Source organism: Aureimonas sp. ME7 (assembly GCF_903970965.1).
Taxonomy (GTDB): Bacteria; Pseudomonadota; Alphaproteobacteria; order Rhizobiales; family Rhizobiaceae; genus Aureimonas.
In genome coordinates, this window is sequence record NZ_CAJCKW010000007.1 from 101,965 (window position 1) to 118,234 (window position 16,270).

12 protein-coding genes are annotated in these 16,270 nt (G+C 69.5%); 9 read left to right on the top strand and 3 right to left on the bottom strand.

All coding sequences use genetic code 11. The features are described from left to right. The first annotated feature begins 165 nt into the window (after positions 1-165). From H7A85_RS13495 to H7A85_RS13505, 3 genes are all read left to right on the top strand, one after another. Positions 166-1,788 carry an MFS transporter gene (locus H7A85_RS13495; RefSeq protein WP_182086467.1) on the top strand — a complete coding sequence of 541 codons (1,623 nt, stop codon included), beginning with the start codon at positions 166-168 and terminating at the stop codon, positions 1,786-1,788. Positions 1,789-1,864: 76 nt separating this feature from the next. Beyond that, positions 1,865-2,302 (top strand): pyridoxamine 5'-phosphate oxidase family protein, encoded by a 438-nt coding sequence (locus H7A85_RS13500; RefSeq protein ID WP_182086468.1) that lies wholly within the window; start codon positions 1,865-1,867, stop codon positions 2,300-2,302. A 146-nt stretch (positions 2,303-2,448) separates the two neighbouring features. After that, on the top strand, positions 2,449-3,579 hold the full coding sequence (locus tag H7A85_RS13505; protein ID WP_182086469.1) for a GGDEF domain-containing protein: 1,131 nt from the start codon (positions 2,449-2,451) through the stop codon (positions 3,577-3,579). A gap of 145 nt (positions 3,580-3,724) precedes the next feature. Here the strand turns inward: H7A85_RS13505 and H7A85_RS13510 are convergent, their stop codons facing one another. Then, positions 3,725-5,908: a TonB-dependent hemoglobin/transferrin/lactoferrin family receptor gene (locus H7A85_RS13510; protein WP_182086470.1), complete on the bottom strand. Its 2,184-nt coding sequence runs from the start codon at positions 5,906-5,908 to the stop codon at positions 3,725-3,727. 306 nt (positions 5,909-6,214) lie between these two features. Here H7A85_RS13510 and H7A85_RS13515 point away from each other — a divergent pair, with 306 nt between their 5' ends. From H7A85_RS13515 to H7A85_RS13525, 3 genes are read left to right on the top strand one after another with little or no spacing between them, the layout of a single operon-like run. Beyond that, the gene (locus tag H7A85_RS13515) at positions 6,215-7,084 is read left to right on the top strand and encodes an ABC transporter substrate-binding protein (protein WP_182086471.1); all 870 of its coding nucleotides are present in this window, start codon (positions 6,215-6,217) and stop codon (positions 7,082-7,084) included. Continuing rightward, complete coding sequence (locus tag H7A85_RS13520; protein ID WP_244631187.1) at positions 7,074-8,159, top strand: iron ABC transporter permease; 1,086 nt, start codon at positions 7,074-7,076, stop codon at positions 8,157-8,159. The genes H7A85_RS13515 and H7A85_RS13520 overlap by 11 nt, the downstream gene beginning before the upstream one ends. Positions 8,160-8,167: 8 nt before the next feature. Next, positions 8,168-8,956, top strand: a complete 789-nt coding sequence (locus tag H7A85_RS13525; protein WP_182086473.1) for a heme ABC transporter ATP-binding protein — start codon at positions 8,168-8,170, stop codon at positions 8,954-8,956. Positions 8,957-8,962: 6 nt separating this feature from the next. On the opposite strand, the gene H7A85_RS20750 is transcribed toward H7A85_RS13525, so the two are convergent. Then, entirely contained in the window at positions 8,963-10,090 is a 1,128-nt protein-coding gene (locus H7A85_RS20750) for a matrixin family metalloprotease (RefSeq protein WP_210270256.1), read from the bottom strand. 293 nt (positions 10,091-10,383) lie between these two features. Between H7A85_RS20750 and H7A85_RS13535 the strand changes: the two genes are divergently transcribed. Then, positions 10,384-10,800 carry a response regulator gene (locus H7A85_RS13535; RefSeq protein WP_182086474.1) on the top strand — a complete coding sequence of 139 codons (417 nt, stop codon included), beginning with the start codon at positions 10,384-10,386 and terminating at the stop codon, positions 10,798-10,800. A gap of 108 nt (positions 10,801-10,908) precedes the next feature. Then, positions 10,909-11,091, top strand: a complete 183-nt coding sequence (locus tag H7A85_RS13540) for a hypothetical protein (protein WP_182086475.1) — start codon at positions 10,909-10,911, stop codon at positions 11,089-11,091. A gap of 213 nt (positions 11,092-11,304) precedes the next feature. Here H7A85_RS13540 and H7A85_RS13545 read toward each other — a convergent pair whose 3' ends face one another. Further along, positions 11,305-13,989: a bifunctional acetate--CoA ligase family protein/GNAT family N-acetyltransferase gene (locus H7A85_RS13545; RefSeq protein WP_182086476.1), complete on the bottom strand. Its 2,685-nt coding sequence runs from the start codon at positions 13,987-13,989 to the stop codon at positions 11,305-11,307. A gap of 242 nt (positions 13,990-14,231) precedes the next feature. Between H7A85_RS13545 and H7A85_RS13550 the strand changes: the two genes are divergently transcribed. After that, positions 14,232-16,238 carry a diguanylate cyclase gene (locus H7A85_RS13550; RefSeq protein ID WP_182086477.1) on the top strand — a complete coding sequence of 669 codons (2,007 nt, stop codon included), beginning with the start codon at positions 14,232-14,234 and terminating at the stop codon, positions 16,236-16,238. The last annotated feature ends 32 nt before the right edge of the window (positions 16,239-16,270 follow it).

A 16,270-nucleotide genomic window follows, 5' to 3' on the forward strand; every position in this document is an offset into this window, starting at 1 on the left:
CGTTATCGCCCGGCGGCTCCGTGAGCGGTCGGCCCGCGCTTTGCGCATCGAAGTCACCGCATTCGCGCCTATAACTGCGTTCAGGACGGTGGGAAGCCGAGCGGCGAAGCGCCAAAACCGCTCCCTTGCCGCCGTCCGCGTTCTCGCAGTCCAGGAAACCGCCGCTTGTCGTCTTCGCTGACCCAGCCCTTTCGCAGTCGGGATTTTCGCTTTCTCTGGTCGGCGGTTCTGGTGTCCAATCTCGGCGGCCTCGTGCAGGGGGTCGGCGCCGGCTGGATGATGGCGACGATCGGCGCCTCGGACGAGATGGTCGCGCTGGTGCAGGCCGCGACCACCTTGCCGATCATGATCTTCTCGCTGGCGGCCGGCGCGCTCGCCGACAGTTTCGATCGGCGCCGCATCCTCATCGCCGCGCAGGGGCTGATGATGGGAACCTCCATCGTTCTTGCCTGGCTGGCCTTCAGCGGGCAGCTCGGACCTTACACGCTTCTCGGCCTCACCTTCCTGATCGGCTGCGGCACGGCGCTCCACAATCCGTCCTGGCAGGCCTCGATCGGCGATCTCGTGCCGCGCGGCGACATTCCCTCCGCCGTCACGCTGAACTCGATGGCCTTCAACCTGATGCGCTCGGTGGGACCCGCGATCGGCGGCTTCCTCGTCACCCTGACCGGGGCCGCAGGCGCCTTCGCCTTCAACGCCGTCAGCTACCTGCCCATCATCCTGACGCTTCTGGCCTGGAAGCGCCCGCGCGCGCCCATCGGCCTGCCGCGCGAAAGCTTCGGGCAGGCGATGGGGGCGGGCCTGTCCTTCGTCGCCATGTCGCCCAACCTCCTCACGGCGATCGGGCGCGCCTTCCTGTTCGGCCTCGGCGCGGTGGCGATGCTGGCGCTCCTGCCGCTGGTGGCGCGCGACCTCGTGTCCGGCACGGCGACGACCTACGGCATCCTCCTCGGCTCCTTCGGCATCGGCGCGATCGGCGGCGCCTTCCTCAACACGCGCCTTCGCGAGGCCTTCGCCAGCGAGACGATCGTGCGCGGCGCGTTCCTCGGCTTCGGGGCGAGCGCGCTCATCGTCGCCAACAGTTCGAGCACATGGATCAGCTGTCTCGGACTGCTGCCGGCCGGCGCCTCGTGGGTGCTCGCCCTGTCGCTCTTCAACGTCACGGTGCAGCTGTCGGCCCCGCGCTGGGTGGTCGGCCGCGCCCTGTCGATCTACCAGACCGCGACCTTCGGCGGCATGGCGCTCGGCAGCTGGCTCTGGGGCGTGGCGGCCCATGCCTACGGGCCGGCGATGGCGCTGAGCCTTGCCGCCGCAGCGCTCGCCTTCGGGGCGGTGGTGGGCCTGCGCTTTCCCGTGCCGGCCCTCGTGTCGCTCGACCTCGACCCGCTCGGCCAGTTCCAGGAACCCTCGGTCCGGCTCGACCTTCGCTCGCGCTCCGGTCCGATCATGGTGATGGTGGACTACGAGATCGCGCAAGGGGACGTGCAGCCCTTCCTGCGTGCCATGGCCGAGCGGCGGCGCATCCGCATCCGCGACGGGGCACGACAATGGTCGCTCCTGCGCGACCTCGAGCATCCCGAGATCTGGACCGAAACCTATCATGTGCCGACCTGGGTCGAGTATGTCCGGCACAACATGCGCCGCACCAAGGCCGATGCCGTGATCTACGAGCGGCTCCTGGCGCTGCACCGGGGCACCGAGCGCCCCCGCGTCCACCGGATGATCGAGCGCCAGACCGTTCCGATCCTCGACGACATGCCGATCAAGGAAAATCCCGACGTGCCGTGACGTCCGGCTGACCCGAAGCGGAGCCGGATCGCGCTTTCGCGCGTTGGAAGGACATCCGAGACACGGGAGACCCGAAATGGGCGAGATGACGCTGAAAGACCTGTCGGACGCGATGGGCGACATCGACTTCTGCATGCTGTCCACGCGCACGCAAGGCGGCGAGATCGCGGCCCGGCCGATGAGCAACAACGGCGACGTCGCCTACGAGGGCGATTCGTATTTCTTCACCTATGAAGCGGCGCGCACCGTGTCCGACATCGAGCGCGACCCCAAGGTCGGTCTCGGCTTCCAGGGCAAAAAGGGGCTTTTGGGCAAGCCGCCGCTCTTCATCTCCGTGGAGGGCCATGCCGAGCTGATCCGCGACAAGGGCGCTTTCGAAGCCCATTGGACGAAGGATCTCGACTACTGGTTCAAGGATGGGATCGACACGCCGGGCATCGTCCTCATCAAGGTCCATGCCACCCGCATCCATTTCTGGAACGGCGAGGACGAGGGCGAAGTCCCGCTGCGCTGACGCGCGAGGCATCGGGGCCAAGCCGCCGGATCGGTCCGATTCGGCGGTCGTTCCAGCTTTCGGGAGTGTCTCAATCCTTCCGAAACCGCTCGGGGTGCAGAACGGTAGCTGCGCAACGAACGGATCGGCAACGGAAGGCTTGAACCATGGGCGAGGATTTCGCCTGGACGATCCCGCTGATCCATGGCGCGTTCGGCTTCCTGTTCCTTTGCGCGCGCCGGGCCGGCGCACCGGTGGAGGCAAGGTTCTGGGGCCTCGGCTTCATCCTGAGCGGGGCGGCCTTCGCGGTGCCCGCGCTTCTGCCCGTTCTGCCCGTTCCCCTTGTGGCGTTCGCCGCCGACACGCTGTTTGCCACCGCCTTCTTCTGCTTCGGCGAAGCGCTCGTCGCGCGCTACGGGGTCAGGCAATTTGCAAGGGCGCGGCTGGCCTTCCTTTTCGCGGTGATCGCCGCGTCCGCGATCGCCGTTCTCTGGTTGGACAGCCTTCCCCTCGAGCTTCTGTTTTCCGACATCGGATGCGCCGGGCAAGTCGCGTTCGCGCTTCTCCTGGTTCGCGTCTGGCCGCCCACCCCGGCCGACCGTGCGGTGATCGCGGTATCCTGGCTGGTGGTGGTCGACAATCTCGTTCGCACCGCCATTGCGCCGCTCACCGCGCCGGGCGGCACCCTCGCCTCGTTCGCGGATACGGACTACGCCTACCTGATGCAGGCGAGCGCCTTTCTGACAGGACTCGCCTTCGCCATCGCCGCGCTCCTGGCGATCGCAACCGACATGCTCGCCGGCTACCGCCGCGACGCGGACGCGGACCCGCTCACCGGCCTTCTCAACCGGCGGGGCCTTCAAAGCGCCGTCGCCCGGATCGGCGGCGAGCCGGGAGACGGTCTGGTGTCCTGCGATCTCGATCACTTCAAGGCCGTCAACGACACGTTCGGACACGATGCGGGCGACCGGGTGCTGATCGCCTTCGCCGACCTGATCCGGCAGGTCCTGCCGCCGGGCGCGCTCGCGGGGCGCCCAGGCGGCGAGGAATTCGTCCTCTACGTTCCCGGACGCCTGGGGCTGGGTGCCGAGCGGGTCGCGATCGACCTGCGCAACGCCATGGCCGCGCACGATTGGAGCCGCGAGGGTCTTTCGGCCAGCCAGACGGCCTCGTTCGGCGTCGCCGTGCGCCAGCTGGAGGATGCCGGGATCGCCGACCTCGCCCGGCGCGCGGACGCCTGCCTCTACGAGGCCAAGCGCTGCGGGCGCGACCAGATCCGGAGCGCGCTCGCCGCCTAGGGCGTTTTCCACCTGGGTTGGATGGTCGGCAGGCAAGCGATTTCGGCTCGCGACAAGCCATGCTGGCGCGGAGCGAAAGCGCTTCGCCGCGAGCCAAGCGTCCGCAGGACGATGACGACCGTTCAGGCCTGTCGGGAAAGCGCTCTCAGAACCTGTAGATCGCGTTGAGCTTGAAGGCGCGGCCGGGCTCGGAATAGTAGAGATCGGGTTGCGATCGGCTGTCGGGCACGCTCACCGCGTCGTAGAAGGTCTTGTCGAAGAGGTTGAAGATTCCGCCGGTGATCTTGAGGCCCGGCAGGGCTTCCGGCTCGACCCAGGCGGTGAGGTCCACGACGCCGTATCCCGGCGCTTTGAACCCGTCGTCCACCTTGTCGCGGCGCGCGGCGAGCTTGGTCGACACCTCGCCGCCCCACCAGCGCTCCTCGTAGCCGAGACCCAAGATCGCGGTGAGCGGGGACACCGAATCGAGATAGGTGTCGTCCGTCAGGTTGCGCCCTTCCGCATAGGCGAGCGAGGCACGGGCGCGCCAATGATCGAGGAAGCGGACGTGGCCGGCGAACTCGACGCCCGAAATGCGAGCGTCGGGGATGTTTTCGTAGGACGACACGCCCCCTTGCGGGTAGAGGCCGCCCGGAGGCGCCAGCGTCACCGTATCGATGAAATTCCGGTAACGCGTGGTGAAAACGTTAAGCCGGCCGCCGAGGTCTTCGTCGCCAGCTCGGATGCCGGCGTCGAACCCGTTGCTCCTTTCCGCCTCCAGATCCTCGTTGCCGATCCGCAGATAGGTGCCGACCGCGCCGAAGCGCGAATAGAGTTCGCCGACCGTCGGCGCCCGGAAGCCGCGCGACCATTGCCCGTAGAGGGTGAGACCGGGGGCGACGTCGTATTCGGCCAGGAACTTCGGCGACACGGCCGTGTCGCTGGAGGCATCGGGCAGCGTGCCGTCGTAGGCGGCGCTCGATTCGAACTCCGGCGTCAGTTCCGGCGTGTTCTCGTACCAGTCGAAGCGGATGCCGGGCGTCAGGCGCAGGCGATCGCCGAAGAGGCGGGTCTCGTTCTCGGCGAACAGGCCGACGAGGTTGCTCTCCACCTCCGGCGTGTCGGCCTGGTTGGTGTGGAGATTGCCGCAGGAGCGGTTGCTCGGGGTGACGAGGCAGCCGTCGATGCCGGCGGAATACTGCGTGGTCTTGGCGGTTCGCAGCTCGGTGCCGAAGACGAGTCGCTGATCGAGGCTGCCGAGCTGCCAGTCCTTGGCGGCGTGTGCGTTGAAGCCGAAAGCCTCCTCCTCGTTGGAATTGTCGCGCGTGAAGATGCCGGGCAAGGTCCCGGTACGCCGTGCGTCCACCGTGGAATTGCGGTCGATGCCCTGGTAGTAGAGAACGGCACGCGCCTCGTCGAGGAAACCCTCGCCCCGTGCCGGCGCCTCGTAGTCGTAGCTCAGCGCCACCTTGCGGCGCTCCACCTCCTCGCCGGAGAAATGGTCGCCCCGGCGATAGGTGCCGGTTTCGCTCTGCGTCGTGCGCGTCTCGAAATCGTCCTGGCGGTGATAGATCTCGGCGGTGATCCCGAGGCGATGGCCGCCTTCGATGTCCTGATAGAGTTTGCCGAGAAGGCTGTAGGTGTCGTAATCGCGCGGGTTCGGCTCGGTGCGGGCCGGACCGATCGCGTCGATCGTGCCTTGGCTGTCCGTCTCGTGGCCGCCGCGATAGCTGCCCTGGAGAAGCGCCGTGGTGTCGCCGGCGCGAAGCGCCACCGCGTTGCTGGTGAACCAGCTCCGATCGGTGGAATCGTAGCCGCTCTTCGACAGCGCGCCGATCCGCCGGCCGCCGAGCAGGAGATCGCCCGGCTCCAGCGTGCGCACCGCGAGGACCCCGCCGAGCGCGCCCGAGCCGAGCAGCGGATCGGCGCCGCGCGTGATGTCGAGCGAGGACAGGGCGTTGAAGTCGATCGTGTCGATGCCCCCGCTGGCGCCGCGCGTGGCGTCCAGGAGATAGGGCACGCGCACCCCGTCCACGGTGGTCAGGACGCGCGATCCGTCGAGGCCGCGAATGTTGAGGCTGTTGTTCACCCGGTTGAAGGAAACGCCGGCTTCCTCCGTCCGGCCGATATCGCCGATGTCGTCGATCTGGCGATCGTCGAGCGTGGTGCGGCCCGTGGTCGTCGTGGTCACCGTTCCCGCCGGCTCGGAGGCCTGGGCGCCCCCCGTCACCACCACGGCTTCGAGGTTCATGGCGTCGTCGCTCGTTTGGGCATCCTGCGCCAGCGTGGCGGATGCCAGCATCGCCGATGCGGCGACACCCAGAGATAGAGAAACCTTCAAGCAACGCATGGGACGGGATCCTTCGACATCAGCACCGCGCCGAAGTTCGATGGATCGGAGATCAGAACGTTTCCAATGTATTCGATCCGACACTTCAGGCCTTTGCCCTATAGCGCCGCGCAGGGACGAGGAGTCGAATATTTGAATATTATTCCCTATATGGTTCGCTCATGTGCCCTGAAAGCAATGGAATGATAACAATTCCAAGACCGGCTTGAATATTCGAACAATTCCAGACTGTAACTATTGCCTTGACGCGGATCGCGACTGGCCGTTAGTCCCCGGAGAATCCGACACGCGGGGAAGAAACGCGTCATGCGAACCACGATCGCCGCCTTGGTCATCACGGCCGCCATGGCCCTTGCCGCCCCGGCCCGCGCGGAGCCGCCCGAACGCGTGGTCTCGATCGGCGGGGCGGTGACCGAGATCCTCTACGCGGTGGGCGAGGCGGACCGGATCGCCGCCGTCGACACGACCAGCATCTTCCCACGCGAAGCCCTCGCGCAAAAACCCAATGTCGGCTACATGCGCGCGCTGTCGGCCGAGGGCGTCCTGTCGCTGGGTCCCGACCTCATCCTGATGGAGGACGGGGCGGGACCGCCCGAGGCCGTCGCCTTGATCGATGCCGCCGGCGTTCCCGTCACCCACGTGCCGAGCGGCCATACGATCACCGAGCTTCTCCAAAAGGTGCGCGTCGTCTCCCTCGCGGTCGGCCGCGGGGCGGAGGGCGAGGCGATCGCCCGGCGCATGGAGGACGAGCTCGGTGGGCTCGAGCGCGATCTCGGTCGGGTGGGCGCGCGCAAGCGCGTCCTCTTCATCCTCTCGCTCGCCGACGGGCGGGCGCGTGCGGCCGGCCAGGAAACGGGCGCGGACGCCGTGATCCGACTTGCAGGGGCCGAGAACGTCTTTGCCGACGCCAAGGGCTACCAGACCCTGTCGCCGGAAGCGGCCGCGGCGCTCCAGCCCGACGTGATCCTGATGCTGGACCGGGCGGGGCCGGGGGGCGGCGACCCCTTGGCCATCCCCGCCCTGAAGGCGACCCCGGCAGGCCAGACCGGCGCGGTGATCCGCATGGACGCCGGCTATCTCCTGGGCTTCGGGCCGCGCCTTCCCGCCGCCCTGCGCGATCTCGCCAGCCGGCTCTACCCGGATGCCGGGCTGGAAGCGGCCGCCGTTGCGCGCTGACGCTCAAAGCCTGCCGGCGCCCGCCATTGCCGGGGATCGGCGATCGCGGGCGCGGGCGGCGACGCTTGTCCTGGCGCTCGCCCTTGTCGCCGTCTTCATCGTCTCGCTCGGCACCGGCCCCGCGATGCTGGCACCGGCCCGCGTCGCGGCGATCCTCCTCGCCGGGCCGCATGCGCCGGGCGTGCCGGTGGCCGATGCCGTGATCGTCTGGCAGATCCGCCTGCCGCGCACTCTCGTCGGGGCCCTGGTCGGGGCCTCGCTGGCGCTCGTCGGCGCCGTGATGCAGGGGCTGTTCCGCAACCCGCTGGCCGACCCCGGCCTCATCGGCGTGTCGTCGGGGGCGGCGCTCGGCGCGGTCTCCACCATCGTCCTGTCGGGCGGCGTGCTGGCGCCCGCAGCGGCGCTCCTCGGCGCATATGCCCTGCCGCTCGCGGCCTTCGGCGGCGGGCTTCTCGCGACGCTCCTGATCTACCGGATCGGCACGCGGGGCGGCCGCTCTTCGGTCGCGCTCCTGCTTCTGGCCGGCATCGCGCTCGGCGCCTTTGCGGCCGCCGGCACCGGGCTCCTCGTCTTCATGAGCGACGACAATCAGCTGCGCGACATCACCTTCTGGAGCCTCGGGGGCCTCGCCGGCGCCAACTGGACCAAGCTCTGGGCGGCCGGGCCGATGATGGCGCTCGCGCTTCTCGCCGCGCCCTTTCTGGCGCGCGGTCTCAACGGCATCGTGCTCGGCGAGGCGGAGGCGTTCCATCTCGGCATCCGCGTCCAGGCCCTGAAGCGCGTTTCCATCCTCGTCGTGGCGCTGGCGACCGGCGCAGCCGTCGCGGTGTCGGGCACGATCGGGTTCGTGGGCATCGTCGTGCCCCATCTCCTGCGCCTCGGTTTCGGACCCGATCACCGCCATCTCCTGCCCAATGCCGCGCTCGGCGGCGCGATCCTCCTGCTTCTCGCCGACATGGCGGCGCGGCTCCTCGTCGCCCCGGCCGAACTGCCGATCGGCATCCTGACGGCGGCCATCGGCGCGCCGGTGTTCCTCTGGATCCTCCTGCGCCGCCGCGCGCTTTCCGATTTCTGAAGACGGCCATGATCGAACTCGTCGAGGCCGGCTTCGGCTACCCCCATCGTCCGGTGATCGAGGCGGTGTCGCTTGGCGTCGAGCCCGGCGCGCTCACCGTGATCGTCGGCCCCAACGGGGCGGGCAAGTCCACCCTCCTGAAGCTGATGACGGGCGAGATGCGGCCGGAACGTGGAACGGTGCGCTGGGCGGGCGAAGATCTCCACACGCTCCACCCTGCCATCCTGGCGCGTCGGCGCGCGGTGCTGCCGCAGGGCTCGGGGCTCGCCTTTCCCTTCACCGTGGCCGAGGTCGTGCGGCTCGGGCTGGAAGCGGGCGGGCGGGCGCGGGAGGGAGGTGCGATCGGGGCAGCGCTCGCCGAGGTGGACCTTGCCGGCTTTTCCGCTAGGCTCTACGGCGAACTGTCGGGCGGCGAGCAGCAGCGCGTCCATCTGGCGCGCGTTCTCTGCCAGATCGGTGAGCCGGTCTCGCCGGACGGATCGGCGCGCTTCCTGTTTCTGGACGAGCCGGTGTCGAGCCTCGACATCCGCCACCAGCTCGGCGTCTTGCGGATCGCCCGCCGCTTCGCGGGAGGGGGCGGGGGCGTCGTCGCCGTCCTCCACGACCTCAACCTCGCCGCCGGCTTCGCCGACCGGATGATCGCGGTGGCGGGCGGGCGCATCGCGGCCGACGGGCCGCCGGGACGCGTGATGCGCGACGAAACGATTCGCCGCGTCTTCGGCGTGTCGCTGCGGGTCGGTGTCGTCCCGCCCCCGTCCGTTCCATTCGTGCTGCCCCAGACGGCGATCGAGCCGTGATCGCCCTCAGGCGATTGCCGCCTCGAAGCTCGCGCCCGTGACGCCCAGAAGCGTCACCACGCCGCCGCCCGACAGGGCGAGGATCGTGGAGCCGCCCGCTTCGCTCGCCGTGTAGGTCTGCCCGTCGAAATCCAGCCGGTCGCCCTCGGCCGCGCTGAAGTCGGTGACGACGTCGCGGCCATGACCGGCGAGAAACACGAACCTGTCGCTTCCCGCCCCGCCCGTCAGCGTGTCGTCGCCGAGGCCCCCATAGAGCGTGTCGTTGCCCATATTGCCGAACACGGCGTCGTTGCCCTGGCCACCGTGGACGAGATCGTTGCCCTTGCCGCCATAGACCGTATCGTTGCCCATGTTGCCGTTGACGGTGTCGTCGCCCTGCTCGCCGAACACGACGTCGTCGTCCTTGCCGCCGTAGATCACGTCGTTGCCGAAGCCGCCGTTGATCGTATCGTTGCCCTGGTTGCCGAACAGCGTGTCCGCCCCGCCATATCCGAAGATCGCGTCGTTGCCTTCGAGCCCGTGGACGAAGTCCGCATTCGCCGTGCCTTCCAGCCTGTCGGCGCCCGCCGTCCCGATCCGCTCGTCGGAGCCGATCGGGGCATAGGTGCCCGAATGGGCCGCGCCGTAGAGCGTCTGGATCGCGGTGACGTCGCCGGGCGAAAGCTGCGCGTTCGACTGGAGATAGGGATACATGATCGAGGCCGGGTCGGCGGTATGCGCGAGCCCGATCGCGTGGCCGATCTCGTGGACGGCGACGAGAAAGAACGACGAGCCGCCCGCGTCGAACGGCGCCCAGCTTTCGGCCGTGTCGAAGGCGATCTCGGCCTGCACCGTCTGCCCGCCCTGGTAGGTCCAGGACGCCTGCGCCAGCGTTCCATAGGCGCCGTCGAAGCTGTCCCAGCCGAGCTGGATATCGGCGGCCGCGCTCGCGACCTCCTGGAAGTCGATGTTGGCGATGCGCTCCCAGACGTCGAACGCGGCGCGGATCAGCGCCTGTGCGCCGCCCGCGATCGCGGCGTCGAACGTGTAAAGGCTCGCACCGGACAGGTTGAAGCTCCAGCTGACGACGCCGCCGCCGGTGCCGGCTGCCGAGCTGACGCCCCACTTGGTTCCGGTGTAGAGGCTGGGATCCATGCATCGGTCTCCGGTTCGGGTGGCTTTTCGCGCAGCGCGCGTGGACTACACGCAACGATCTAGCCCGTTTGGCGGGCACTGCTATAGCAGACCTCCGCCAAATTCTATCGTGCGAAGCTTGAAGAACCGTTGGCAGCCGCGAACCGGCCGACTTGGCGGCGAAGGATCGAGCGCAGGATCGACGCCCTTCTTCACGGGATGGGAACCTTCCTTGCCCTAGACGATACGACATGCCCGAAGGGCGCGGGGGAACACCCGTCGCGCCCCGAAACCGTTCTCGCGTCGTTGCCCGCATGGCCCAATCCTTCCATCCCTCCCCGATCGCGGTGCTCGTCGTCGAGGACGAGCCGCTCCTGCTTCTCGACGCGCTCGATCTCGTCGAGGACGCCGGTTTCAAGGCCTATGGGGCGAGCCATGCCGACGAGGCGATCCGGCTTCTGGAGGGGAATTCCGACATCCGCGTCCTGTTCACCGATGTCGACATGCCCGGCGCCATGGACGGGCTGAGGCTCGCCCATGCCGTTCGCGACCGCTGGCCGCCGGTGTCCATCATCGTCACCTCCGGCCATATGCGGCCGCGCGAGGAGGACCTGCCGCAGGGCGGGCTCTTCCTGCCCAAGCCCTACCCGCCTTCCGGCGTCGTCGCGGCGCTCACCCGAATCGCCGGGTGCATCGTCCCGGGCGCCACACGGAACCCCTCCCCCGCCTGAAATCCACATCCTTGCGAAAGCGGTGGACAGAGCGCGGCGTGTAGGTCCTGCGCCCTCGCGCGACGTGCCATGGTCGCCCTCATCGAATCATGGACACGAGGGTTTCCCATGCACGCTGCCGCCCGACATGACGAGCTCGATGCCGTGGTCGACGAGGTCGTGGCGCAGGCGGGGGGCGATCTCCTTCTGGCGATCCGCACCCTCGCCCGCCGCCAGCACGAGATCGAGACCGAGCTCACCCGCAGCGTTTCAGCCGGCTTCGTGCGCCGCGGCCTGCGCAAGTCGGACTAGGAGACTGTTTCGGAAGTCCCCGGCGGAGGATCGACGAGGGATTTTCGTCGTCCGGCTCGGCGTCGAGCGCAGTCGATACCGGTGGCATCGGCGAGTGTCCGATGGACGGGCGAGACCAGTGGCTCGCCCCGAAGCAACGAAGCGAACGGCGAAAAGAACCGGCGAGCCGACCCGGCGGAGTTTCGAAACAGTCTCTAAGACCTCGCCGGCGCTTCAGCTCTCGGGAGGCGTCAGCGCGATCTCGACATGGCGCAGCGTCGGGTCCTCGGGATGGCGGCTCTGGGTGAAGCCGAGCGCGCGGGCCATGGCGAGCATGGCCGCGTTTTCCGCCAGCACCTCGCCGAACACCGCCTTCACCCCGCGCCGGGCGGCATAGGCGAGAAGCGTGCGCATCAGGATGTGGCCGAGGCCGCGCCCCTTCTGGTCGGAGCGCACCATGATGCCGAACTCGGCGCGCTCGCCGTCCGGGTCGGCGATGAGGCGCGCGACGCCGAGGATCGCGCCCGCCTCGCCCCCCTCCTCCTCGCCCTTGGGCCGCTCGGCCACGAAGGCCATCTCGCGGGCGTAGTCGATCTGCGTCAGGCGGGCGGCGAAGGCATGGCCGATGCGGCGCATCGGCGCGAAGAAGCGCAGCCGCACGTCCTCCGGGTCGCTGAGCTCCAGCATGCGCACCAGCGCCGGCTCGTCCTCCGGCCGGACCGGGCGCAGGTGAAACCGGGCGCGGCGCGAGGCGACCTCCTCTTCCAGCTCGGCGGGATAGGGCTGGATCGCAAAACGCGCCGTTCCGTCCTCGACCGTCTCGCGCAGGACCACCCGCGCATCCAGCGCCAGGACCCCGCCCGCATCCACCAGGAGCGGGTTGATGTCGATCTCGGCCACCGCGCCGTGCCGGGCGGCGATCTCCGACAGGGTGACGAGCACCTCGCCGATCGCCTCCAGATCGGCCGGCGGTCGGTCGCGGTATCCATGAAGAAGGCGCGACACGGCGGTCCGCTCGATCATGTCGCGCGCCAGGACCCGGTTCAAGGGCGGCAGGCCGATCGCCCGGTCGGCCAGGAGCTCGGCCGCCGTGCCCCCTTGCCCGAAGTGAAGAACCGGGCCGAATACCGGATCGGCCCCGAGCCCCAGGCGCAGCTCGCTCGCATGGGGGCGGCGGATCATCCGCTGCACGCTGAACCCTTCGATGCGCGCGCCGGGGCGAAACCGGGCGACCTCGAGGACCATGCGCTCGGCCGCCTCCAGGACCGCGGCCCGGCTGCCCAGATCGAGCCGGACGCCTCCGACGTCGGACTTGTGCGCGACGTCCGGCGATAGAATCTTCAGCGCCACCGGAAAGCCGATCGCCTCGGCCAGCTCGGCCGCCTCCTCCCCGCCATGCGCCGTGCGCGTTTCCACGATCGGAATGCCCCAGGCCGACAGGAACGCCCGTGTCTCCGGCTCGCTCAAGACGGTACGGCCGACGCCAAGCGCGCCGTCGAGGATCGCATCGGCCTGCGCGCCGCGCCCCCGCAGGGCGGCGGGCGCAGCCGCCGGCGTTTCCATCAGAAGATCCTGGTTGCGGCGATAGGTGACGAGCTGCAGAAAAGCGCGAACGGATTCGTCCGGGGTCTGGTAGGTCGGAACGCTGCTGGCGGCGAAAAGGCGCCGCGCGCCGCGCGCGGCGCGCTCGCCGAGCCAACAGGTGAGGATCGGCGTACGGCGGAACTCGCGGCCCCGCTCCAAGGTGGCGCGCGCGGCCTGCGTCCCGTCGGCGATCGCCTGCGGGCAGTTCATCACCAGAACCGCGTCCTGTTCTCCGTCCCGGAGGATCGCCTCCAGCACGCCGGCATAGGCCTCGGCACCGGCGTCCGGCGGCAGGGCGACCGGGCCGGCGGAGGCGAAGGGGCGGACGAGCACGCCCGCGAGACGCTCAGCGAGCGCCGGCGTCGGCACCGCGAGGCGACCGCCGAGATCGGCCAGCGCGTCCATGGCGAGGATGCCGGCGGCCTCGCTGTTGGTGACGACACTCAGCCGGTCGCCCTTCAGGCGCAGGCCCGTGGCGAGCGTGGCCACCGCCTCGAAGAGTTCGCGAAGCGAGCCGACGCGCAGCATGCCGGCGCGCCGGAAGGCGGCGTCGTAGACGTCGTCCGCCCCTTGCGCGCCGGCACGGCCGAACGGATCCTGACGCACGGCGCCCGCGCGCCGCCCCGCCTTAATCACCACCACCGGCTTGGTGCGCGCCGCGATGCGCGCGGCGGTCATGAACTTGCGCGCGTCCGTGATCGTCTCGACGTAGAGGAGGATCGCGCGGGCCCGCGCGTCCAGCGCCAGGTAGTCGAGAAGATCGCCGATATCGACGTCGCTCATGTCGCCGGTGGAGATCACGTGCGAAAAGCCGATCTCGCGTACGTCCGCCCAGTCGAGAACGGTGGTGGTGATCGCCGCCGACTGGCTGACGAAGGCGAGATCGCCCGCGCGCGGCGTCAGATGGGCGAAGCTCGCGTTGAGGGAGGCGGGTGGCGACAGCACGCCGAGGCAATTGGGCCCGACGACGCGAAGAAGATGGGGCCGGGCCGCCGCCAGCAGCGCGGCGCGGCTGCCCTCGTCGAAGCCGGAGGAGATCACCACGGCCGCCCGCGCGCCGCGCGCGCCCAGTTCGTCCACGACGGCGGGAACGCCGGCGGCGGGCGTTGCCACCAGCGCGAGGTCGGGCGCCACCGGCAGCTCGGCGATGGAAGGGTAGCACACCACCGAGCGGATCGAGCTTTCGCGCGGGTTGACTGGCATCACCGGCCCCTGGAACCCGGAGCCGAAGAGGTTGCGCGCCAGAACGGCGCCCACCGAGCCCGCCCGGTTGCTGGCGCCCACGAGGGCGATGGAGCGGGGCTCGAACAGGGCGTCCAGGTTGCGGATCGACATCGGCGCTGTCCTCGAATGCCATCGGCCGGGATGCATGGATCCGAACCGACGGCGGGGCAGGCGCCACGATAGGGCAGGCGGGCGAAATGCGCGAACGCTTCCCCGACATCGCACGTTCAGCCGCGGTGGAATACGCGCCCGGCTTCGAACATCCTTAAACCCTCGGGGCTATCGTTCCCATCCTTGGGTGGAGGAACGCTTTGCCGTTCAAGGGGAGCGCAAGGCATGGCAGCGGTTCGGCGATGAGATTCCTACGCGATTTCGACGTGCGCGTTCGGCTGATGATCCTCATCGCGACCGCGATGCTTCCGCTGATCGGCCTGATCGCGGCCGGCCTCACCGTGTCCTATTCCGACGCCGACGTCGAAGCCAAGCGGGCCATGTCCAACCAGGCGCAGCTCGGTGCGGCGCGCTTGTCGGGCATCTTCGAGCAGGCCGAAGGCTTCCTGTCGGCGCTGCGCCACATGTCGCAGCTCAACGACATCCAACAGCCGGCCTGCGATTCGCTCCTGGCCGGGTTGAAGGCGTCGCGCCCGCAGTTCCACACGATCGGCGTGATTTCGCCGGACGGCGTCATCCAGTGCCACAGCAAGGGGATCAAGGGGTCCGTCTTCGGCGACCGGCGCCTGACGCAGCGCGCCGTCGCCGCGCGCGGCCCCCAGTTCGTGGTCGGCGACTTCATGGTCGGCCCGATCAGCGGCAAGCCGACGGTCGCCGTCGCGATGCGCCTTCTGCCGCGCGCCGACGGCAAGCCGGCGGGCGCGGTCTTCGCCTCGCTCAACCTGTCCCTGATCGAGAAGGATATCGAGGACATCGCCGGCGCGAACGGGCGGTCGGCCATGATCATCCAGCCGCGAACCTCGCGCATCCTCGTCAACTGGCCGCATGTGACGGATTTCGGCGCCACGGTCGGCAACTTTCCGCTTCTGGGCGAAACGCTGCGACAGTTCGAGGGCGGCACGTTCGAAACCCACGATCTCCTCGGCCATCCGCAGATCTACGGCTTCCAGCCCATCGACGGCGCCCGGACGGCGGGCCTGGTGCTCGCGGTCGGGGTCGCGCCCGAAAGCGTCTTCGCCACGGTGGAATGGCGCATGCGCTGGGCGCTGGCCATGGGAGCGGTGGTTCTGGTGGCGGCGCTGTGCGGAGCGGCCTTTCTGGCCTACTGGATGCAGCTGCGCCCGATCGCGCTCCTGTCGGAATCGGCCCGGCGCATCGGCGCCGGGGACTTCGGCACGCGCACCGGCATGCACAGCTGGCAGGCGCCCGAGTTCCGCCGGCTGGGGTCGCTGCTGGACGCGGCGGCCGAGGCGCTCGGCAACGCCAAGGCGGCCGAGCTGGCGGTGGCGGCCAGCGAACGGCGCTTCCGTCTGGTGGCCGACAACACGGCGGACATGATTTCCTGCATCGATCCGGCGGGCCTTCGCACGCTCGTCACCGGGGCGAGCCGCAGCCTTCTCGGCTACGCGCCGGAAGAGTTGATCGGCCGCTCTCCCGTGGAGATCACCCTTCCCGAGGACCGGGAGGTTGTGGAGGGCGTCGTGCGCGACATCCAGGCGCGCCGGAACATCCGGGGCGTGCGCTACCGGGTGCGGCGCCGCGACGGCACCGCGATCTGGGTCGAAATCTCCGGCCAGCCGATGGCCGACGACAACGGGTTCGTCCTGTCGATGCGCGACGTCGACGAGCGCCAGCGCATGGAGGAGGAGCTGGCGCAGACCAGCCGCCAGCTGGAGCGGCTTGCCGACACGGACGAGCTGACGCATCTGGCCAACCGCCGCTCCTTCAACCGCCACCTGCGGCAGGCTTTCGAGCGGAGCGGCGAGAGCGAGGGGGATCTCAGCCTGCTTCTGATCGACGTCGATCGGTTCAAGGCCTTCAACGACCGCTACGGTCACCCGGCGGGCGACCGGTGCCTGGAAGCCATCGCGAAAGCCGTCGGCGGCTCGATCCGGCACGGCGACGAGATCGGCGCGCGCTACGGGGGCGAGGAGATGGCCGTGGTGCTGCCCGCCGTTCCCCTGGCGGAAGCGCTGGCGCGGGGCGAAGCGCTCCGGCGCGCGGTGCTCGCGCTCCGGATCCTGCACGAGGACAGCGAGGCGGGCGTCGTCTCGATCAGCATCGGCGTCGCCTCGCGGCGGGCCTTCGGCGGCATCGCGACCTCGGAGGACCTTCTCCAGCGCGCCGACCAGGCGCTCTACGAGGCGAAATCGGGGGGCCGCAACCAGGTCCGCACCCGCGCCGCCTGAGCGAAGCCGCACCAAGCGCCGAGGGGCGCCCC